Source organism: Vibrio sp. SCSIO 43009, from assembly GCF_023716525.1.
In the GTDB taxonomy this organism is placed as follows: domain Bacteria; phylum Pseudomonadota; class Gammaproteobacteria; order Enterobacterales; family Vibrionaceae; genus Vibrio; species Vibrio alginolyticus.
The window spans coordinates 2,963,238-2,979,829 of sequence record NZ_CP071842.1; the positions used below are offsets into that span (position 1 = coordinate 2,963,238).

The 16,592-nt window shown below is 45.0% G+C and carries 17 protein-coding genes and 1 tRNA gene; 8 read left to right on the forward strand and 10 right to left on the reverse strand.

Features of this window, described 5'->3' with window-relative positions; translation table 11 throughout:
• Nucleotides 1–122: 122 nt before the first annotated feature.
• Both J4N43_RS13690 and J4N43_RS13695 read right to left on the reverse strand, forming a co-directional pair.
• Nucleotides 123–809 (reverse strand): general secretion pathway protein GspB, encoded by a 687-nt coding sequence (locus tag J4N43_RS13690; RefSeq protein ID WP_005379904.1) that lies wholly within the window; start codon nt 807–809, stop codon nt 123–125.
• Nucleotides 809–2,425, reverse strand: a complete 1,617-nt coding sequence (locus tag J4N43_RS13695; protein WP_025768392.1) for an ExeA family protein — start codon at nt 2,423–2,425, stop codon at nt 809–811. The genes J4N43_RS13690 and J4N43_RS13695 overlap by 1 nt, the downstream gene beginning before the upstream one ends.
• 138 nt (nt 2,426–2,563) lie before the next feature.
• Between J4N43_RS13695 and J4N43_RS13700 the strand changes: the two genes are divergently transcribed.
• Nucleotides 2,564–3,784 (forward strand): multifunctional CCA addition/repair protein, encoded by a 1,221-nt coding sequence (locus J4N43_RS13700; protein ID WP_158159553.1) that lies wholly within the window; start codon nt 2,564–2,566, stop codon nt 3,782–3,784.
• A 52-nt stretch (nt 3,785–3,836) separates the two neighbouring features.
• On the opposite strand, the gene J4N43_RS13705 is transcribed toward J4N43_RS13700, so the two are convergent.
• The 3 genes from J4N43_RS13705 to folB are packed head-to-tail and all read right to left on the reverse strand — an operon-like array spanning nt 3,837 to nt 5,493.
• Nucleotides 3,837–4,640 (reverse strand): undecaprenyl-diphosphate phosphatase, encoded by an 804-nt coding sequence (locus J4N43_RS13705; protein WP_137281697.1) that lies wholly within the window; start codon nt 4,638–4,640, stop codon nt 3,837–3,839.
• A 14-nt stretch (nt 4,641–4,654) separates the two neighbouring features.
• Nucleotides 4,655–5,137: a 2-amino-4-hydroxy-6-hydroxymethyldihydropteridine diphosphokinase gene (folK, locus tag J4N43_RS13710; protein WP_005387457.1), complete on the reverse strand. Its 483-nt coding sequence runs from the start codon at nt 5,135–5,137 to the stop codon at nt 4,655–4,657.
• Entirely contained in the window at nt 5,134–5,493 is a 360-nt protein-coding gene (folB, locus tag J4N43_RS13715; RefSeq protein ID WP_005387458.1) for a bifunctional dihydroneopterin aldolase/7,8-dihydroneopterin epimerase, read from the reverse strand. The genes folK and folB overlap by 4 nt, the downstream gene beginning before the upstream one ends.
• Before the next feature lie 250 nt (nt 5,494–5,743).
• On the opposite strand from folB, the gene plsY reads away from it, so the two are divergent.
• On the forward strand, nt 5,744–6,355 hold the full coding sequence (gene plsY / locus J4N43_RS13720; protein WP_005379857.1) for a glycerol-3-phosphate 1-O-acyltransferase PlsY: 612 nt from the start codon (nt 5,744–5,746) through the stop codon (nt 6,353–6,355).
• Between the two features lie 34 nt (nt 6,356–6,389).
• Here plsY and J4N43_RS13725 read toward each other — a convergent pair whose 3' ends face one another.
• The gene (locus J4N43_RS13725) at nt 6,390–7,205 is read right to left on the reverse strand and encodes an alpha/beta fold hydrolase (RefSeq protein WP_031781123.1); all 816 of its coding nucleotides are present in this window, start codon (nt 7,203–7,205) and stop codon (nt 6,390–6,392) included.
• 176 nt (nt 7,206–7,381) lie between these two features.
• Nucleotides 7,382–8,398 (reverse strand): tRNA (adenosine(37)-N6)-threonylcarbamoyltransferase complex transferase subunit TsaD, encoded by a 1,017-nt coding sequence (gene tsaD / locus J4N43_RS13730; RefSeq protein WP_005379854.1) that lies wholly within the window; start codon nt 8,396–8,398, stop codon nt 7,382–7,384.
• A gap of 230 nt (nt 8,399–8,628) precedes the next feature.
• Between tsaD and rpsU the strand changes: the two genes are divergently transcribed.
• The 6 genes from rpsU to J4N43_RS13760 all read left to right on the forward strand — a co-directional run bounded on the left by rpsU (nt 8,629) and on the right by J4N43_RS13760 (nt 13,997).
• Complete coding sequence (gene rpsU, locus J4N43_RS13735) at nt 8,629–8,844, forward strand: 30S ribosomal protein S21 (RefSeq protein ID WP_001145625.1); 216 nt, start codon at nt 8,629–8,631, stop codon at nt 8,842–8,844.
• A gap of 27 nt (nt 8,845–8,871) precedes the next feature.
• Nucleotides 8,872–9,315, forward strand: coding sequence for a GatB/YqeY domain-containing protein (locus J4N43_RS13740; RefSeq protein WP_005379720.1), 444 nt, complete (start codon nt 8,872–8,874; stop codon nt 9,313–9,315).
• Between the two features lie 149 nt (nt 9,316–9,464).
• Nucleotides 9,465–11,231: a DNA primase gene (gene dnaG, locus J4N43_RS13745; RefSeq protein WP_005379719.1), complete on the forward strand. Its 1,767-nt coding sequence runs from the start codon at nt 9,465–9,467 to the stop codon at nt 11,229–11,231.
• A gap of 99 nt (nt 11,232–11,330) precedes the next feature.
• Nucleotides 11,331–13,193, forward strand: coding sequence for an RNA polymerase sigma factor RpoD (gene rpoD, locus J4N43_RS13750; RefSeq protein ID WP_005395986.1), 1,863 nt, complete (start codon nt 11,331–11,333; stop codon nt 13,191–13,193).
• 155 nt (nt 13,194–13,348) lie between these two features.
• Nucleotides 13,349–13,424, forward strand: a tRNA-Ile gene (locus J4N43_RS13755).
• Nucleotides 13,425–13,811: 387 nt separating this feature from the next.
• Nucleotides 13,812–13,997, forward strand: coding sequence for a hypothetical protein (locus J4N43_RS13760; protein WP_158159552.1), 186 nt, complete (start codon nt 13,812–13,814; stop codon nt 13,995–13,997).
• Nucleotides 13,998–14,390: 393 nt separating this feature from the next.
• Here the strand turns inward: J4N43_RS13760 and J4N43_RS13765 are convergent, their stop codons facing one another.
• From J4N43_RS13765 to J4N43_RS13775, 3 genes are all read right to left on the reverse strand, one after another.
• Nucleotides 14,391–14,885, reverse strand: coding sequence for a hypothetical protein (locus J4N43_RS13765; RefSeq protein ID WP_158159551.1), 495 nt, complete (start codon nt 14,883–14,885; stop codon nt 14,391–14,393).
• Between the two features lie 77 nt (nt 14,886–14,962).
• On the reverse strand, nt 14,963–15,283 hold the full coding sequence (locus J4N43_RS13770) for a hypothetical protein (RefSeq protein ID WP_164667181.1): 321 nt from the start codon (nt 15,281–15,283) through the stop codon (nt 14,963–14,965).
• A 116-nt stretch (nt 15,284–15,399) separates the two neighbouring features.
• On the reverse strand, nt 15,400–16,590 hold the full coding sequence (locus J4N43_RS13775) for a site-specific integrase (protein WP_199266803.1): 1,191 nt from the start codon (nt 16,588–16,590) through the stop codon (nt 15,400–15,402).
• Between the last annotated feature and the right edge of the window lie 2 nt (nt 16,591–16,592).

A 16,592-nucleotide genomic window follows, 5' to 3' on the forward strand; every position in this document is an offset into this window, starting at 1 on the left:
GGAAAGCTATATTTTGCTTGTTTGAGTATCTAGAAATCATCACCAGAATAGATGCAAAAGATGCTCTGAAAAATAAAAAGCCAGCGATATGATTTCGCTGGCTTGATGTGTTTCTACAAGAGTTACCCTTTCCACTCATACAACGCTGGTATACGAATTTGCTCACCTTGGAACTCAACAATCACAGCTTGCGGTTGTATTTCTCTTAGAGTGACCTGATCATCAACGACATCCCCCTGATGATACTCAACATTGTTAATTTTCACCCAACGGCGATTTTCATCACTAGCGTACATATGGGTTTGCAAATTAAGCGCAGGTAGACGCCCTTGCCACTGGTGAGCGTTGCGCTCTAAATCGTTCACGCGTGCCGTTTGTGATGACGAATTGTCATCATCTCGGGATAAGGCATTTTCGACCTTCCTAGCTAAATCTGGAGATAATGAGGATAAATCCAGATCATCCAAAGACAACCCGAGGTCCTCTTCAGCAGCAGAAGTCGTTTGGGTTGATGCTGAGTCGCGTGTTTCATCTCTGCTTGGTGTATGGCTCGTGTATTCATCGGGGGTGGTAAATGTACCAAAATCACGCGATAGCTCTGCACTTGGCCACTCTCTTGGCAATTGGGCCAACTGGGTGTTCTCTGGATAGTCTAATACTTTGAAAGGTGATACCACTTCGACCTTTTCTATCGGGGACGTTGTATCTACTTCAACACTCGGTGCAAAGAGATCTAAGTACCAAGCGACTCCGATAGCAGAAGCAGTGATTGGCAGCAAGAAGAGACCTATATGTTTCACAGCTGACATTATGCGTCCTCCTTCTCTATTCTCGCCAGTTGAGGCGCATCTGGCTGAACATTTTGCTGAAGTCGGTCTAGCGTTCGCTTACCTGCAATACCATCGACACCAATTCCTTGCCAACGTTGAAATAACTCGACTCGCTCTTTCATCGCACCATCAAAAATAGACGTTTCAAGCAGTGGCTCACTCACCGCTTCTGCTAATAATCGGTCTAATACTTCAATCGCAGGGCCTTCCATGTCTAAACGTAATGTTTCATTCAGCGGAGCATGCCGCAGTTCGATAATATTGCCCTGCCACAACGGCTTTAGCCACGAAACTGGCAGACGCAGACGCTGCTTGCCATTGAGCACTTCAGCTTGGTCATTACCGACGGCATATAGAATGACATACCCAACATCACCTTGATAATTCAACTCCAAGATCACAGGGCGATTTTGTTGCATCAACAGCGGCCAAGTCGCCATTTTACGCTCACAACGCATAGTCGACTGCGGTTCTGACAAACAAAGATTATCGCGAACCGATGCTTGATACCCCCACAAACGATACAAATCATTTACAGCGAGGTTCGACTGTTTTTGTGTTAACAATAAATCACGCTGCTCATCCGTTAACTGTTGGCTTACGACGGTTGGTGTTGGCTCTACTCTTGGCTCCGTCACTTGTGTCAACACTGACGTCGCTTGAGCTGGCATATAATTCACGACCGCCCACCCCGTACTTAATGCAGCAATAAGGCCTACCGTGACAGAGCCCCAAGCAGGCCAACGGAAAGTCCGGCGCTCTTTTTTATCTTGCTGATAAATATCTGCCTGAAACTGCATCACCTCTTCACAGGCCTGCTGAACGGTTTGCTTATCCACCACCACATTACCCTGGTGATAACTAATGTTGAGGGATTTGTCACAGATAAGGTTGATGAGCCGCGGTATACCGTGACTGTATTTGGCTATAAGTTTACAAGAAGCACGATTAAACAGTTGCTGGTCGCCACCTGCTGTATGTAGTCGAAATGCGATGTAATCTTCTGTCTCTTTTTCATCCAACGGCAACAGGTGATAACGCCCGGTAATACGCTGGGCAAGTTGGCGTAGTTGTGTTGTTTGTAATAACCGCTGCAATTCAGGCTGCCCGACCAACAACACTTTGAGCAATTTTCTGGTATCGGTTTCCAAGTTGGTCAACAAGCGCAACTGCTCTAGAACGTCGGCAGCAAGGTGTTGAGCCTCATCAATGACCAGCAATGTCTGCCAGCCTGAACGATAATTACGCAGCAAATATTGATGGATAACCTGGTTTAGCTGTTTGAGGTTTGCATCTGGCGGATAGGTGATTTTGAACTCATCGCAAATGGCTTCGAGCAAGTCTCTACTCGAAAACGTGGGATTGAGAATAAGACCCGCTTTGGTGTTATCACCCAAATTCGCCAGCATCGCTTTTGCGACGGTCGTTTTGCCTGTACCTACTTCGCCAGTAAGCATAGCAAAGCCACCGCCATCGCCTAGCCCAGCTTGGAGATGTGTGATTGCCTCTTTGTGACGTTGGCTTAAATACAAATAACGTGAGTTTGGAACAATCGAAAATGGTTGTTCGACAAACCCAAAAAAGTCCTTATACATTAGGCTCTCCAGCTAAAAAACCACCTGAGAATAGTCAGATATAATATAAACATAGCCGCATCTACTCTCGGGAGTAAAGAAAAGTACCATTGCTTGCTACAATGTCCAACGGCATATCCATAAATTAAGAGGTAATTCGTGCAAGTTTATTTAGTAGGTGGCGCAGTTCGAGATAAATTGCTCGGAATTGATAGTTATGACAATGATTGGGTGGTCGTAGGCGCGACGCTTGAGATGATGTTGTCCCAAGGGTACACCGCCGTTGGTAAAGACTTTCCTGTATTTCTGCATCCCAAAAGTAAAGAAGAACATGCCCTTGCACGAACAGAGAGAAAGTCAGGTTCTGGTTACACTGGCTTTGAATGTTTCTTCGATCAAAACGTCACCTTAGAAGAAGATTTGATACGTCGTGATTTAACCATTAACGCGATGGCAATGGAGAGTGATGGCACGATCCATGACCCATATGGTGGCCAGCAAGATCTCAACGATAAACTGCTACGCCATGTATCAGACGCCTTTATTGAAGACCCTCTACGCGTTTTACGTGTCGCTCGCTTCGCTGCAAAGCTGGCTGATCTAGACTTTACGGTTGCCGACGAAACTATGCGGTTAATGCGTCACATGGCAGAGTCCGGAGAGCTGAGCACACTGACTCCCGAGCGTGTTTGGCAAGAATGGCATAAATCTCTCTCTACTCCTCGCCCTGATATTTTCTTATCGGTTCTACGAGACTGTGGTGCATTAACCGTGGTGTTACCTGAAATTGATGCACTATTTGGCGTACCTCAACCTGAGAAGTGGCATCCAGAAATCGATACTGGCATCCATACTTTGATGGTGGCAGAGCAAGCCGCAAAATTGAGTAACTCACTCCCCGTCAGGTTTGCCGCCCAAGTGCATGACTTGGGTAAAGGCGTGACGCCAGAGAGCGAATGGCCAAGCCACAAAATGCATTGCCATACAGGATTAAAACTGATCAAAAAGCTGTGCGAACGTGTCCGGGTACCAAATGAGTTTCGTGATTTAGCGTTGATGGTGTGCGAACAGCACTCCAATATTCATCGCGCAGCTGAACTTAAACCACAAACCATAATTAAAATACTCAATAAACTTGATGTGTGGCGTAAGTCCGAACGTCTGCAAGATATCTTGCTTTGCTGCCAAGCGGATCACGCTGGTCGTAAAGGACTGGAAACGCAACCATATCCACAGGCGGATATTTTTAGGCAAGCCTACCAAGCAGCAGCGGCAGTTGACGTTCAAACCATAATCAAAGAGGGCTTTAAAGGCCCTGCGATTCGTGACGAGCAAGAAAAACGACGTATTGAAGCAGTGAAAGCAGCACTTAAGAAGTAACGAACAAACAAAAACGCCCGCGGATTTCACGGGCGTTTTTCGTTAACATCAATTATGCACTTAATAGAAAAGCGAACAAACCGACGCCCAAAATCAGACGGTAAATCACAAACGGTGTCATGCCCATGCGTGAAATCATCTTCAAGAAGAAGTGGATACAGATGTACGCACTGATAAACGATGTGATAATGCCAGTCAGTAAGAAACCAACATGGACAGGTTCACCACTGGTCACTAACTTCATACCTAAGTAGCTACCAGCTAATGTAATGATTGGGATCGACATTAAAAATGAAAAGCGGGCAGCCGCTTCTCGAGTAAAGCCAAGGTAAAGCGCTGCTGTAATGGTCGCCCCTGAACGTGAAGTTCCAGGAATCATCGCTAAGGCTTGGGCAATACCGATAAATACAGCTTTCTTCCAACCCGTTTGGTATTCATCGGCAACGAGTTCAGCGTTTTTGTCTACCCACCATAGCAACAAGCCAAATACGATCGTGGTAGTCGCGATGACGTAAGCGCTACGTAGATACACTTCAATGATGTCTTTCATCAATAAGCCGAACACACAAGCTGGAATCGTCGCAATCACGATCATCCAAGCCAATTTAGCTTCTTTACTGCGATCTCCTTTAAAGATCGAAGCAAATAACGCTTGAAACAAAGTGATTACTTCATGACGAAAATAGATCACGACAGCCATTAATGTACCGACGTGAACAGCAACATCAAAGGCCAGACCTTGGTCTTCCCATCCTAAAATAGCGGAAGGCAGGATCAAATGGGCAGAGCTTGAGATAGGCAAAAACTCTGTCAGCCCCTGAATCAGAGCCAATATAAAGGCTTCAAAATAACTCATGTAAACAACTCAAATTAAAAATGAAAGGAAACGGGTTTGAGCGAATCGACTGGCTGCATAGCATGCCAAATGTCTGCGACTGTGCGTCCATCGCCTGGGATCACTAATTGCGGTTCGAGATCATACAGCGGCTTTGTGACAAAAGGATATTTGTAGATATCACTGCGAGGTAGCTCAGGTTTTTTCTTGGAGACGCGCTCACCGAACAACACTATATCGAGATCCAGTGTTCGATCCTGATACTTTTGCGCGTTTTCTTCGCGTCCCCACTTAAATTCAATCTCGCGTAGTTGATGGCTCAACTCTTCTAATGACAACTCGGTACGCATTGCAACGACAAAGTTGTAGAAATTCTTGCTGCTAAAACCAATAGGTTCGCATTCATATATCGGTGATACGAGGAGATTTTCTCCAAGCCGTTGCAGCTCCTGATACGCAGCAAGCACATGTTGCTCTCTTTCTACGTTCGTCCCAACACCGATATAGGTGGTGATCATGCTCGGCCTCGCTCAATCACCACACCAACAGCACGTGCTTGTGGCACGGCGCCAGGCTTCGCTAGGCGGATTTTCACCCAAGGCACAGAGAAACGCTGCATGATAAGCTCTGCTACTTCTTCAGCCACGCGCTCGACCAGTAAGAAACGACCATTTTCAATGTGGTTAAGTACCGCCTCACTCACCTGCGAATAATCCAGTGCATCTTGCACATCATCACTTTTGCCCGCAGGTTTATTATCGTGTGCCATTTCAATATCTAGAACCAACTTTTGTTTGATTTGTTGTTCCCAGTCGTACACGCCAATTGTGGTGATTACTTCTAACTGTTCAATAAAAACTTTATCCAGAGCCATCTTATGTCCTTCTATTACAGAGGTCGGATACCCGTGAGGGGTAATTTGATCGTAGTATTCTATACCTAAGTAACATTTACTTTGGTCATCACAATGTTACTTAGGTATAAACTGCGAAAGCATCTTTATATACAAGAAATCACATAATGCAAGCTCTATCACAGTGAGGATTTCTGCATTATGTAAATTCGGGGTATGATAGCAACTACGCGGGAACCGAGCATTAAATTCCAATCCATCAAGGACTTCTATGGACGCACTGGCACTGATAATGACAATGGCCGCCTATTTATTAGGTTCGGTTTCCAGTGCGGTTTTGATCTGTCGACTCTTAAAACTGCCAGACCCACGCAGTGTGGGATCTAACAATCCTGGAGCAACGAACGTATTGCGTATTGGCGGACGAGGAGCCGCTGTTTCAGTCTTGTTGTGCGATATGCTCAAAGGCACTATCCCCGTGTGGGGCGGATACTTTCTTGGTATCGACCCTATCATTCTTGGCGTCATCGCCATTGCTGCCTGTCTTGGCCACATGTACCCTATCTTTTTCCACTTTAAAGGCGGAAAAGGTGTCGCAACCGCGCTTGGCGCTATCGCTCCGATTGGTTTGGACTTAACAGGATTGGTAATGTTAACTTGGCTGTCAGTAGCCGCGCTATTCCGCTATTCATCCTTAGCGGCTCTCGTCACGGTTTTGGTCACTCCGTTTTATACTTGGATGTTTAAACCGCAATACACGTTACCTGTTGCTATGCTGTGCTGCTTAATCGTATTTAAGCATCATCAAAATATTCGTCGGCTTTTGTCTGGCGACGAGCCAAAAATCGGCGAGAAAAAACTGACACAAAAAAACTCGGCTTAATGCCGAGTTTTTCGTTTAAAGAAGGATGTATTGGTTATGCATGAACTCGATTCAGGAAGTTCAACAACATCTGGTTGACGAACTCAGGTTGCTCTAAACAACTGATGTGTCCAGCTTGGGGAATCTCCACCAACTCACTGCCTGTGATACAGTCTTTCATTAAATAAGATTCAAAAACTGGACGTGGTTTATCTTCACAGCCCACTGCAATTAACGTCGGCAGAGCAAATTTTTCCGAATCCTCAATCACATCACGGCGACCAAACACCATGCGCCCTATGCGAGCGACTTCCACCGCACGCTCACCATTCAGGTCTTCTAAACTGCGTTTGAATGAAGCGACAAGTTTAGGATTATCCTGATTGACGTTGTTGGCAAAGAACAGCGGCACAACGACTTCAATAATTGGCGCAGGCACTGCTTGGACTTGGCTGATGGTATCAAGCATTGCAAAATACTTCTTATACGTAACTTCTGGCTCCCAGCCAATGAAGGTATCCATCAATACCAGTGACTTAACACGTTGCGGCGCTTGAGCCGTTAGCTCTGCTCCCCACATGCCGCCAACAGATAAGCCCACTATCGAGAACTCTTCGATATCTAAATGATCCATCAATGCCAACATATGTTGTGCATAGTCGGCCAATGACTGTGTCGATGCAGGTGCAGCATCCGATTCACCATGTGCCCAAAGATCTGGCACAATACAACGGAATGACTGGCTTAAAACCTCAACTTGCGGCGCCCACATTTGGCTATCCCAAAGGTAACTATGACCAAATAGAAGCACAGGGCCCTCACCTTTATCTAGATAAGCAAGTTGCTGACCTTCAATTTCAAACTTATTCATTGTTATATCCATTTCTTATTCTTCCACGTCATCCTAGCACTGAAACAATAGCGAACTGCTCGCATCAGTCAGAATGTAAAACGAGGCGGTTCATTGAATAATTAAAAATAAAGGCCTCTGAGGAGCAGAGACCTTTATTACACAGAACCGGTTTCAAACCTACCGCATAAATTTGACTAAGCGACAGGTGTTAGTTGATCAATTGGCCAACGTGGACGAGCCTCTACTGACATATCAGCCACTTCGCCATTCTTCAAGCGCTGCATGCCTGCGTAAGCGATCATCGCACCGTTATCTGTACAGAACTCAGTACGTGGGTAGTAAACTTCGCCGCCAACTTTCTTCGCTAACTTCTCTAACTCAGCTCGCAAACGACGGTTAGCACTCACACCACCAGCAATAACAATACGTTTCATGCCTGTTTGCTCAAGCGCGCGCTTACATTTAATAGCCAACGTAGCACACACAGCTTCTTCAAATGCTAATGCGATGTCCGCGCGAGTTTGCTCGTCATCACCGTTTGCAGCAATCGTGTTAGCCGTAAAGGTTTTTAGACCAGAGAAACTCATGTCCAAACCTGGCACATTCGTCATTGGGCGCGGGAACTTAAAGCGACCCGGTGTACCTTTTTCCGCCAGTTTAGATAATAGTGGACCGCCTGGGTAATCCAAACCCATTAGCTTCGCTGTTTTATCAAACGCTTCGCCCGCCGCATCATCAATCGACTCACCTAGAATTTTGTACTCACCGATGCCTCTCACTTCCACCATCATAGAGTGGCCGCCCGATACTAATACCGCCACAAACGGGAACGGTGGAGGGTTATCTTCCAACATTGGGGCCAATAGGTGACCTTCCATATGATGAACAGGTACCGCTGGCACTCCCCAAGCATAAGCAATACTGCGACCGATAGTCGCACCCACTAATAGCGCCCCAACAAGACCAGGCCCCGCGGTATACGCGACACCATCGATGTCTTTTGAAGTTAAGTTCGCTTCTTTTAGTGCCTCTTTAATAAGAGGAATGGTTTTCTTTACGTGGTCACGTGAAGCCAACTCAGGCACCACACCGCCGTAATCTGCGTGCAGTTTTACTTGGCTGTATAGCTTGTGTGACAAGAGACCGTTTTCATCGTCATAAATTGCGATGCCAGTCTCGTCACAAGAGGTTTCAATACCAATAATGCGCATGGTTTTCTCAGTATGCTTTCTGTATAGAGGAAATTTGGGCGTCATATTACCTCGCCTTGGTGCTGCAAACAAATTTTGTACAGACAATAATCGACAAAAGGCTTTACAAAGTAGTTGTGATCGGATTAAAATTCCGCACCATTTTTGATCAAGCTGGTAAGAGACCTAACAATTGTGATTTGGTCTGTTGAATACCAGCGTTAACGAATAACCCCTGAGGTGAAAGGCATATGCCAGTAGTTAAAGTACGTGAAAACGAACCGTTCGACGTTGCTCTACGTCGTTTTAAGCGCTCTTGCGAAAAAGCAGGTATCCTTTCTGAAGTGCGTCGTCGTGAGCACTACGAAAAACCAACTACAGTTCGCAAACGCGCTAAAGCAGCAGCTCAAAAGCGTCACGCTAAGAAGCTAGCTCGCGAAAACGCTCGTCGCGTTCGCCTGTACTAATAACTGAGCTCCAAAAGGAATTTAGTTATGGCTCTGATTGATCAACTCAAAGAAGAGCAAAAATTAGCGATGAAAGCCAAGGACAAATTGCGCCTTGGTACTATTCGTTTAGCCCTATCAGCAATCAAGCAACGTGAAGTTGACGAACAGATTACTCTGAACGATGACGACATTCTTGCAGTATTGACCAAGATGGTTAAACAACGTCGCGATTCTGTAGCGCAGTTTGAAGCAGCGGGTCGTCAAGATCTTGCTGATGCGGAACAAGCAGAAATTACCGTTCTTGAGGACTTTATGCCTCAACCACTGACAGACGAAGAAGTAGCGGCTCTCATCGAGAACGCGATTGCTGAATCTGGCGCAGCTGGCATGCAAGACATGGGCAAAGTAATGGGCGTTCTGAAACCGCAAATTCAAGGGCGTGCAGATATGGGTAAAGTAAGCGGTTTAGTTCGCGCTAAATTGGCTTAAGGTACCCCACCCAATTGCAGCAAGCCGTGCTATCCTTTGGAGCGCACGGCTTGTTTGTATCTGGATGGATGGAATGAAATCAATGGGCAATACGCTCATTCTTTTAAGGCATTCACTCCACTCATCATCTTCTTTTTTTGTTAGGTTTTATGGCTGGACACATCCCTCGCAGTTTTATCGATGACCTTCTAGCTCGACTTGATATTGTCGATATCATCGACGCACGTGTGAAACTTAAGAAAAAAGGCAAAAACTACGGCGCATGCTGCCCGTTCCACAACGAAAAGACACCCTCATTCAGTGTCAGTCAAGAAAAGCAGTTCTACCATTGTTTTGGTTGTGGCGCGCATGGAAATGCCATCGATTTTTTGATGGAATTCGACCGACTAGAATTCGTCGAAGCCATTGAAGAACTCGCTTCATACTTGGGTTTAGATGTTCCTCGCGAACAACGTAGCGGCGGTAATGGTTCGTTTCAATCAGGCCCACAAGCAAGCAGCAGTGAAAAACGTAACCTATACGACTTAATGGGCAGCATTGCTCAATTTTATCGTAACCAACTCAAACAGCCAGCAAGTAAGGTGGCGATTGAGTATCTAAAAGATCGCGGCCTGTCTGGTGAAATCGTCCAGAAGTTTGGCATCGGCTATGTGGCTGATGAATGGGATTTAGTTCGTAAGAACTTTGGCCAGAATAAAGAAAACCAAGACATGCTCGTCACTGGCGGCATGTTGATTGAAAACGATAAAGGCAACCGCTACGACCGATTCCGTGGTCGAGTGATGTTTCCTATTCGAGACAGACGCGGTCGAGTAATAGGCTTTGGTGGTCGAGTATTAGGTGATGGGACACCAAAATATCTCAACTCACCCGAAACCCCGATATTTCATAAAGGTAAAGAGTTGTATGGCCTTTATGAAGTACTACAAGCGTACCGTGAGCCACCACAAATTTTAGTGGTTGAAGGCTATATGGATGTTGTCGCGCTTGCTCAATATGGCGTAGATTATTCCGTTGCCTCATTGGGAACCTCGACAACGGGCGATCACTTGCAAGTGTTATTCAGGCAAACAAGCACCGTCGTGTGTTGTTATGACGGTGACCGCGCAGGCCGTGAAGCCGCGTGGCGTGCCATGGAAAATGCATTGCCTTACCTAACGGATGGTCGCCAGTTAAAATTCATGTTTTTGCCGGATGGAGAAGATCCCGACTCTTATATCCGACAAAACGGAAAACAAGCATTTGAGCAGCAAGTGTCTAATGCGATGCCCTTGTCTGAATTCATGTTCAGCTCATTGACTCAGCAGGTCGATATGAGCACGAAAGAAGGCATGGCAAAACTGAGTACTCTTGCGGTTCCTCTCATTGATAAAGTCCCTGGCGGCACTTTAAGACTATACTTGAGAGAATTGCTTGGCCGCCGTTTGGGTTTGGTTGATGAACGCCAACTACAGCAGCTAATTTCAAAACAAGGTAAAGAGGATAAAAGGCCTCAACCTCATAAAGAAATCAAGCGAACGCCGATGCGAGAAGTGATCGCGTTACTGATTCAAAACCCACAATACGTAAGTATGGTGCCAGATCTAACTAGCGTTAGAGATTTGCCCATTCCTGGTCTAAGTTTATTTGTTGATGTACTTGATAAATGCCAAGCGCATCCCCATATCAACACAGGCCAATTATTAGAGCATTGGCGAAACAGCCAAAATGAGACCCTTCTGTCTCGTCTCGCGAGTTGGGACATTCCACTCGATGAGGACAACCAAGAAGAAATCTTTTTAGACTCACTGGATAAAATTATTGCCCAGTGCGTAGAAAAACAAATTGAAAACCTGCAGGCCAAAGCAAGAAGTGTCGGTTTATCAGCCGAAGAGAAAAGGGAGCTGCTAGCACTTATGCTAGATTTAAAAGCGTAACCCTGTTTAATTAGTCAGCAACGATTTAATTTGTTATAGTAAGTGGTTTGCATTTCGCATACTGATTCCTTCACCAGATTACGAAGTTGGATACCGTCTATGGATCACAATCCGCAGTCACAGCTAAAGTCACTTGTTATTAAAGGCAAGGAACAAGGCTATCTGACCTACGCCGAAGTAAATGACCACCTACCTGCTGAAATCGTAGATTCAGAACAGGTAGAAGACATCATTCAGATGATCAACGACATGGGCATTAAGGTAGTAGAAACTGCTCCTGATGCTGATGATTTAGCACTGAACGATGACACAAATATTACCGATGAAGATGCAGCCGAAGCTGCAGCCGCTGCACTTTCTAGCGTAGAGAGTGAGATTGGTCGTACAACAGACCCAGTACGTATGTACATGCGTGAGATGGGTACTGTCGAACTTCTAACTCGCGAAGGCGAAATCGACATCGCAAAACGTATTGAAGAAGGTATTAACCAAGTTCAATCGTCTGTTGCTGAATACCCAGGCACAATTCCGTACATTCTTGAGCAATTTGACAAAGTTCAAGCTGAAGAACTACGTCTTACAGACCTAATTTCAGGTTTTGTAGATCCAGATGCTGACGACACCGCAGCACCAACGGCAACACACATCGGTTCTGAACTGACTGAATCTCAGTTAGAAGAAGAAGACGATGAAGACGTTGATGATGACGAAGATAGCGATGACGATTCAGATGATTCTGAAGAAGATGTAGGTATCGATCCAGAATTAGCGCTAGAGAAATTCAACCAACTACGCAGCACCTATCAAAATCTTCAATTAGCAATCAACGAGTACGGCTATAACAGCCCGAAAGCAACCGTTGCTAATGAAATGATGCTAGACGTATTCCGCGAGTTTCGTCTAACGCCTAAACAGTTTGATCACTTAGTGAATGAACTGCGTACTGCTATGGATCGCGTTCGTACTCAAGAGCGCCTGATCATGAAGTCTGTGGTTGAATACGGCAAAATGCCGAAGAAATCATTCATCGCGCTGTTCACTGGTAATGAATCAAGTGAAGCTTGGTTGGATGAAGTTCTTGCTTCAGACAAGCCATACGCTGAAAAGATCAAACGTAACGAAGAAGAAATCCGTCGTTCAATCGCTAAGCTAAAAATGATTGAAGAAGAGACTTCTCTAAACGTACAGAACATTAAAGACATCAGCCGTCGTATGTCTATCGGTGAAGCAAAAGCTCGCCGTGCGAAGAAAGAGATGGTTGAAGCGAACTTGCGTCTTGTAATTTCTATCGCGAAGAAATACACCAACCGTGGTCTACAGTTCTTGGATCTCATCCAGGAAGGTAACATCGGTCTGATGAAAGCGGTAGATAAATTCGAATATCGTCGTGGTTACAAGTTCTCGACTTACGCAACGTGGTGGATCCGTCAGGCAATCACTCGTTCAATCGCGGACCAAGCACGTACGATTCGTATTCCGGTACACATGATCGAAACGATCAACAAGCTAAACCGTATTTCTCGTCAAATGTTGCAAGAGATGGGTCGTGAGCCACTACCGGAAGAACTGGCAGAGCGCATGCAAATGCCAGAAGACAAGATTCGTAAAGTACTAAAAATCGCTAAAGAGCCTATCTCAATGGAGACACCAATCGGTGACGACGAAGATTCGCATCTAGGTGATTTTATCGAAGATACAACGCTAGAACTTCCGCTAGATTCTGCAACTGCAACTAGCCTTAAAGTGGCAACAAAAGACGTGCTTGCAGGTCTAACGCCACGTGAAGCGAAAGTACTTCGTATGCGCTTTGGTATCGACATGAACACTGACCATACTCTAGAAGAAGTTGGTAAGCAGTTCGACGTTACTCGTGAACGTATCCGTCAGATCGAAGCAAAAGCACTACGTAAACTTCGTCACCCAAGCCGCTCAGAGACTCTGCGCAGCTTCCTAGACGAATAATCGCAGCGCATATAAGCTTTTAGAAATCAAAAAAGGTGACTTTAGGTCACCTTTTTTATTATCTACTGTTCTAAGTGGATAAAAACTAAGCGCAATTGCCCTAGTTGGTATCTAGACACCTTGCAACGCTTCCCCTATAATCGTTGTCCTATTAAGGCCCCTTAGCTCAGTGGTTAGAGCAGTCGACTCATAATCGATTGGTCCGCAGTTCAAGTCTGCGAGGGGCCACCATATTCCGAAAGGCTCGTAGAGAAATCTACGGGTCTTTTTTCGTTCTAGTCCTTTTCATATCCGGTCCGCAATTACTTCCGGTAAGCTCTGGTCCATTGGCTCAGCCGAAAGACTCCACGTAGTCACCACAGAGTCACTCTTCCCCTATCAGAGTAATATCCACCATCAGAACCTTCTCTCGTCTGTACAACGCGAATCAGAGCAGATACATACCACTCAACATCAGACCGGAACCCCAGAAAAACTTCGCGCTGGAACCAACAAAAATATAACCAACATTCTGTCCCATTAGGTCTAGTTATTAATATAAATATAATTTAGATAACTGAATGGGGTTCTAGCTGAGATTACGCAGGAGACTCAGCACCGAAGATTAGGACAAGATGAATGTTGAATCATGATGACCGATTACCCTCAGTGGTAATCGGTCTGTCTTTCTCTAATGTAATTTCGGCCAGTAATCAGCAACACTCAACCACAGCACCAGAAACAGCGGCTAATCAGGGGACTGGTATTCATACTGGAACCGGAAAAACCGACGGCATACTGGATTACAGCGCGAATCTGGTATGAGTTAGGGCTACGAGTTGGGTTAGTCGAATAGGATGGGAATCTGGCTGGTTACTGTCGGGACTGTCACGGTTGTCATGACCGTCGCAACTGTCAGGGCAACAGGAAAAAATGCATCTACTGCCGCCGCCGTCGGCAAACTGGACGGAAAACCTAAATAAGAAATTTACATTAGGGTTCGTGTCCAGCTCGGTATCTAGCCAAAATCACAGCTAAAGACCGGATAGGGACCGGACCGACGACGCCGTCGCGATAATTGCAGAAACTACATCATGCAGGAAGTTAGGCAGGATAAGCCTTAGAGAGAGATTTCAGGGTCAGTCTGATGTGACCGACCCAGCGATCTAGGATTTTAGATTGGGGGTTGGGGTGTTAGGTGGTTAGTTATCTAGATTTTTACTTTTTAGTTTGTTTTATATGAGCAAGCTCACCTAAAAAAGCAGACCAATCAATGTTGCCCGAGTTATCAAACATGTTTCTACCGTCACCTAAACGAAATACTTTGGAATATACCTCAGTTTTAATTCCTGAATATAAAGTAATTTCAATTGAGGCGTCCTTTCCATATTGTAACTCTAAATAAGAATTCATGTATTTAATAAGGTTTAAATTGTTCACGTATCTGAGTTTGGCAGGTTCATCTGATGGTGGAACATAGTGTTGTTTATCTAGCTCCATAGCTTCCAGGAACGGTTCTAAACCTTCTAGCTGAAATCCAATATTGATACTAATCGTTTCCTTTTTGCCTGGATAAATGAGTACAGGATCATTATCTTGAGGTAAAAAAGACATCCCACCAAAATTTTGCCCTTCTCTACTTAATTTCCCATTCGTTTGAGTAAGTGATGCCTCCGCTGAGGTAATCAAAATTGGCTCATTAGATAGGTTCATAACATCCATAGACAAGAACGCTAACGGTTTGTCGGAAAAAAACAGGTACCATGGCGTCATATAAGACTTAGTGATAATTAACTCATGTTTTTTTTTTGCTTATGAGACTCAATGCAATCATAGTACATTTTCTTTAGAGCTAATTTTTCTTGGCCAGTCATGCCTGATTGATCAACTACAATCCCTTTACTTTCACTGCTAGCCCCACCCGAGATCCGAGCTTTTTCCTTTAGGTACTCACCTTCTAGGTATACCATTTGATCGTCTGAAAACTGACTCGCACATATGGCTATTGAATTTTTTGTCTCAGAGGTTATGTCTGACGTTACAGCACTTTTTTGTACATACTGCCCCGAACAACCCAGAACGAAGACTGATAAAAAAATTAAGTATTTCATTTTGTTACCTTTGCATACATTATATTTAGAATAATAACGTAAATTTTCGCTTAAGTAATATACTTAATTAATTAACCCAAAAAAAAACAGCCAGTAACTCACTGGCCGCTTCTGGTCTATCTTTGACTTACATCTCCCACCAACTCCGCCACATTAGCACTTACCTCCCTCAGCCTTGAACTAGCCAAATGAGCATATCTGGTGCTGGTTTGCGGAGACTGATGCCCCAACAAATGCTGAACATCATATAGCGTGGCATTACCTGAATTGATTAGGATCGATGCAAAGCTATGCCTGAGGTCATGGATACGAAAATTATCGGTTATACCAGCAGCTTTCTTGATTCGGGCGAATGCCTTCTTCGGATGGGCGATAGGTCTACCGGGTGCATCTCCGGCAAAGATATAGGGGTTCTTCGGTTGTTGAAATCGTAGTTGGTCATTTATTACTCTCTCAGCTAGATTATTTAATAGGACTGTTCTCGACAACCCAGACTTTGTGTGTGGTAGAAATAAGCTCCAATTGCCGTCGTCGTCGACGGTAAGGCACTCCCATTTCGAACTGGTAATTTCCCCGATTCGCATCCCAGTAAGCAGAGCGAATTTCAATGCGTTAGATTGAGTGCGATTGGGTTCTTCGTTACATGCTTTGATGAATCTAGAAACCTCGGCCCGTGAAAGGAACCTTTGCCTTACATTATTCTCCTTGAGCTTTCGTATGTACTGACCGGGATTCTTGTCCACGAATCCCCATTCCATTGCGAGTCTGAACATGCGAAGGACTAAGGAACGTAGACGGTTTACCGTGGCTGGCTTTCTTCCTTCTAGTAACCCGTCCAACAATTTCTGAATGTCCTGCTGACCGATATCAGTGAGAGGTTTCTTTCCCCATTTTGGATAGAAATGGAGCTTGAGACTACCCGCATCACTTTTAGCAGTGAGCTTATTCATCATTGCGTAGGGCAAGTAATGTAGCTCAGAGAATTCCTGAAATGTGAGTATGTTGCGCTTCTCATCACGAATAGCCTTGGGGTCATTACCGAGAGCAATTTCCCGTTTATGGTCATTGGCAATCTGACGAGCAGTGTTGATGTCTAGTCCAGGATACTCACCTAACTGGATGGATTTCTTGGTTCCGTGGAGGGTATATCTGAACAAGAAACGCTTCCGACCTTGGCGGTTGACGATCATCTTGAGGCCAGAACATAACTCGTCAGTGTATTCAGTTTCCTTACTTTTGCTTGTCGTCGGCGTCGGTGGAAGTGAGTCGAGTTGGCGTTTATTGAATTTGAATTTTCGGGATTGCATCA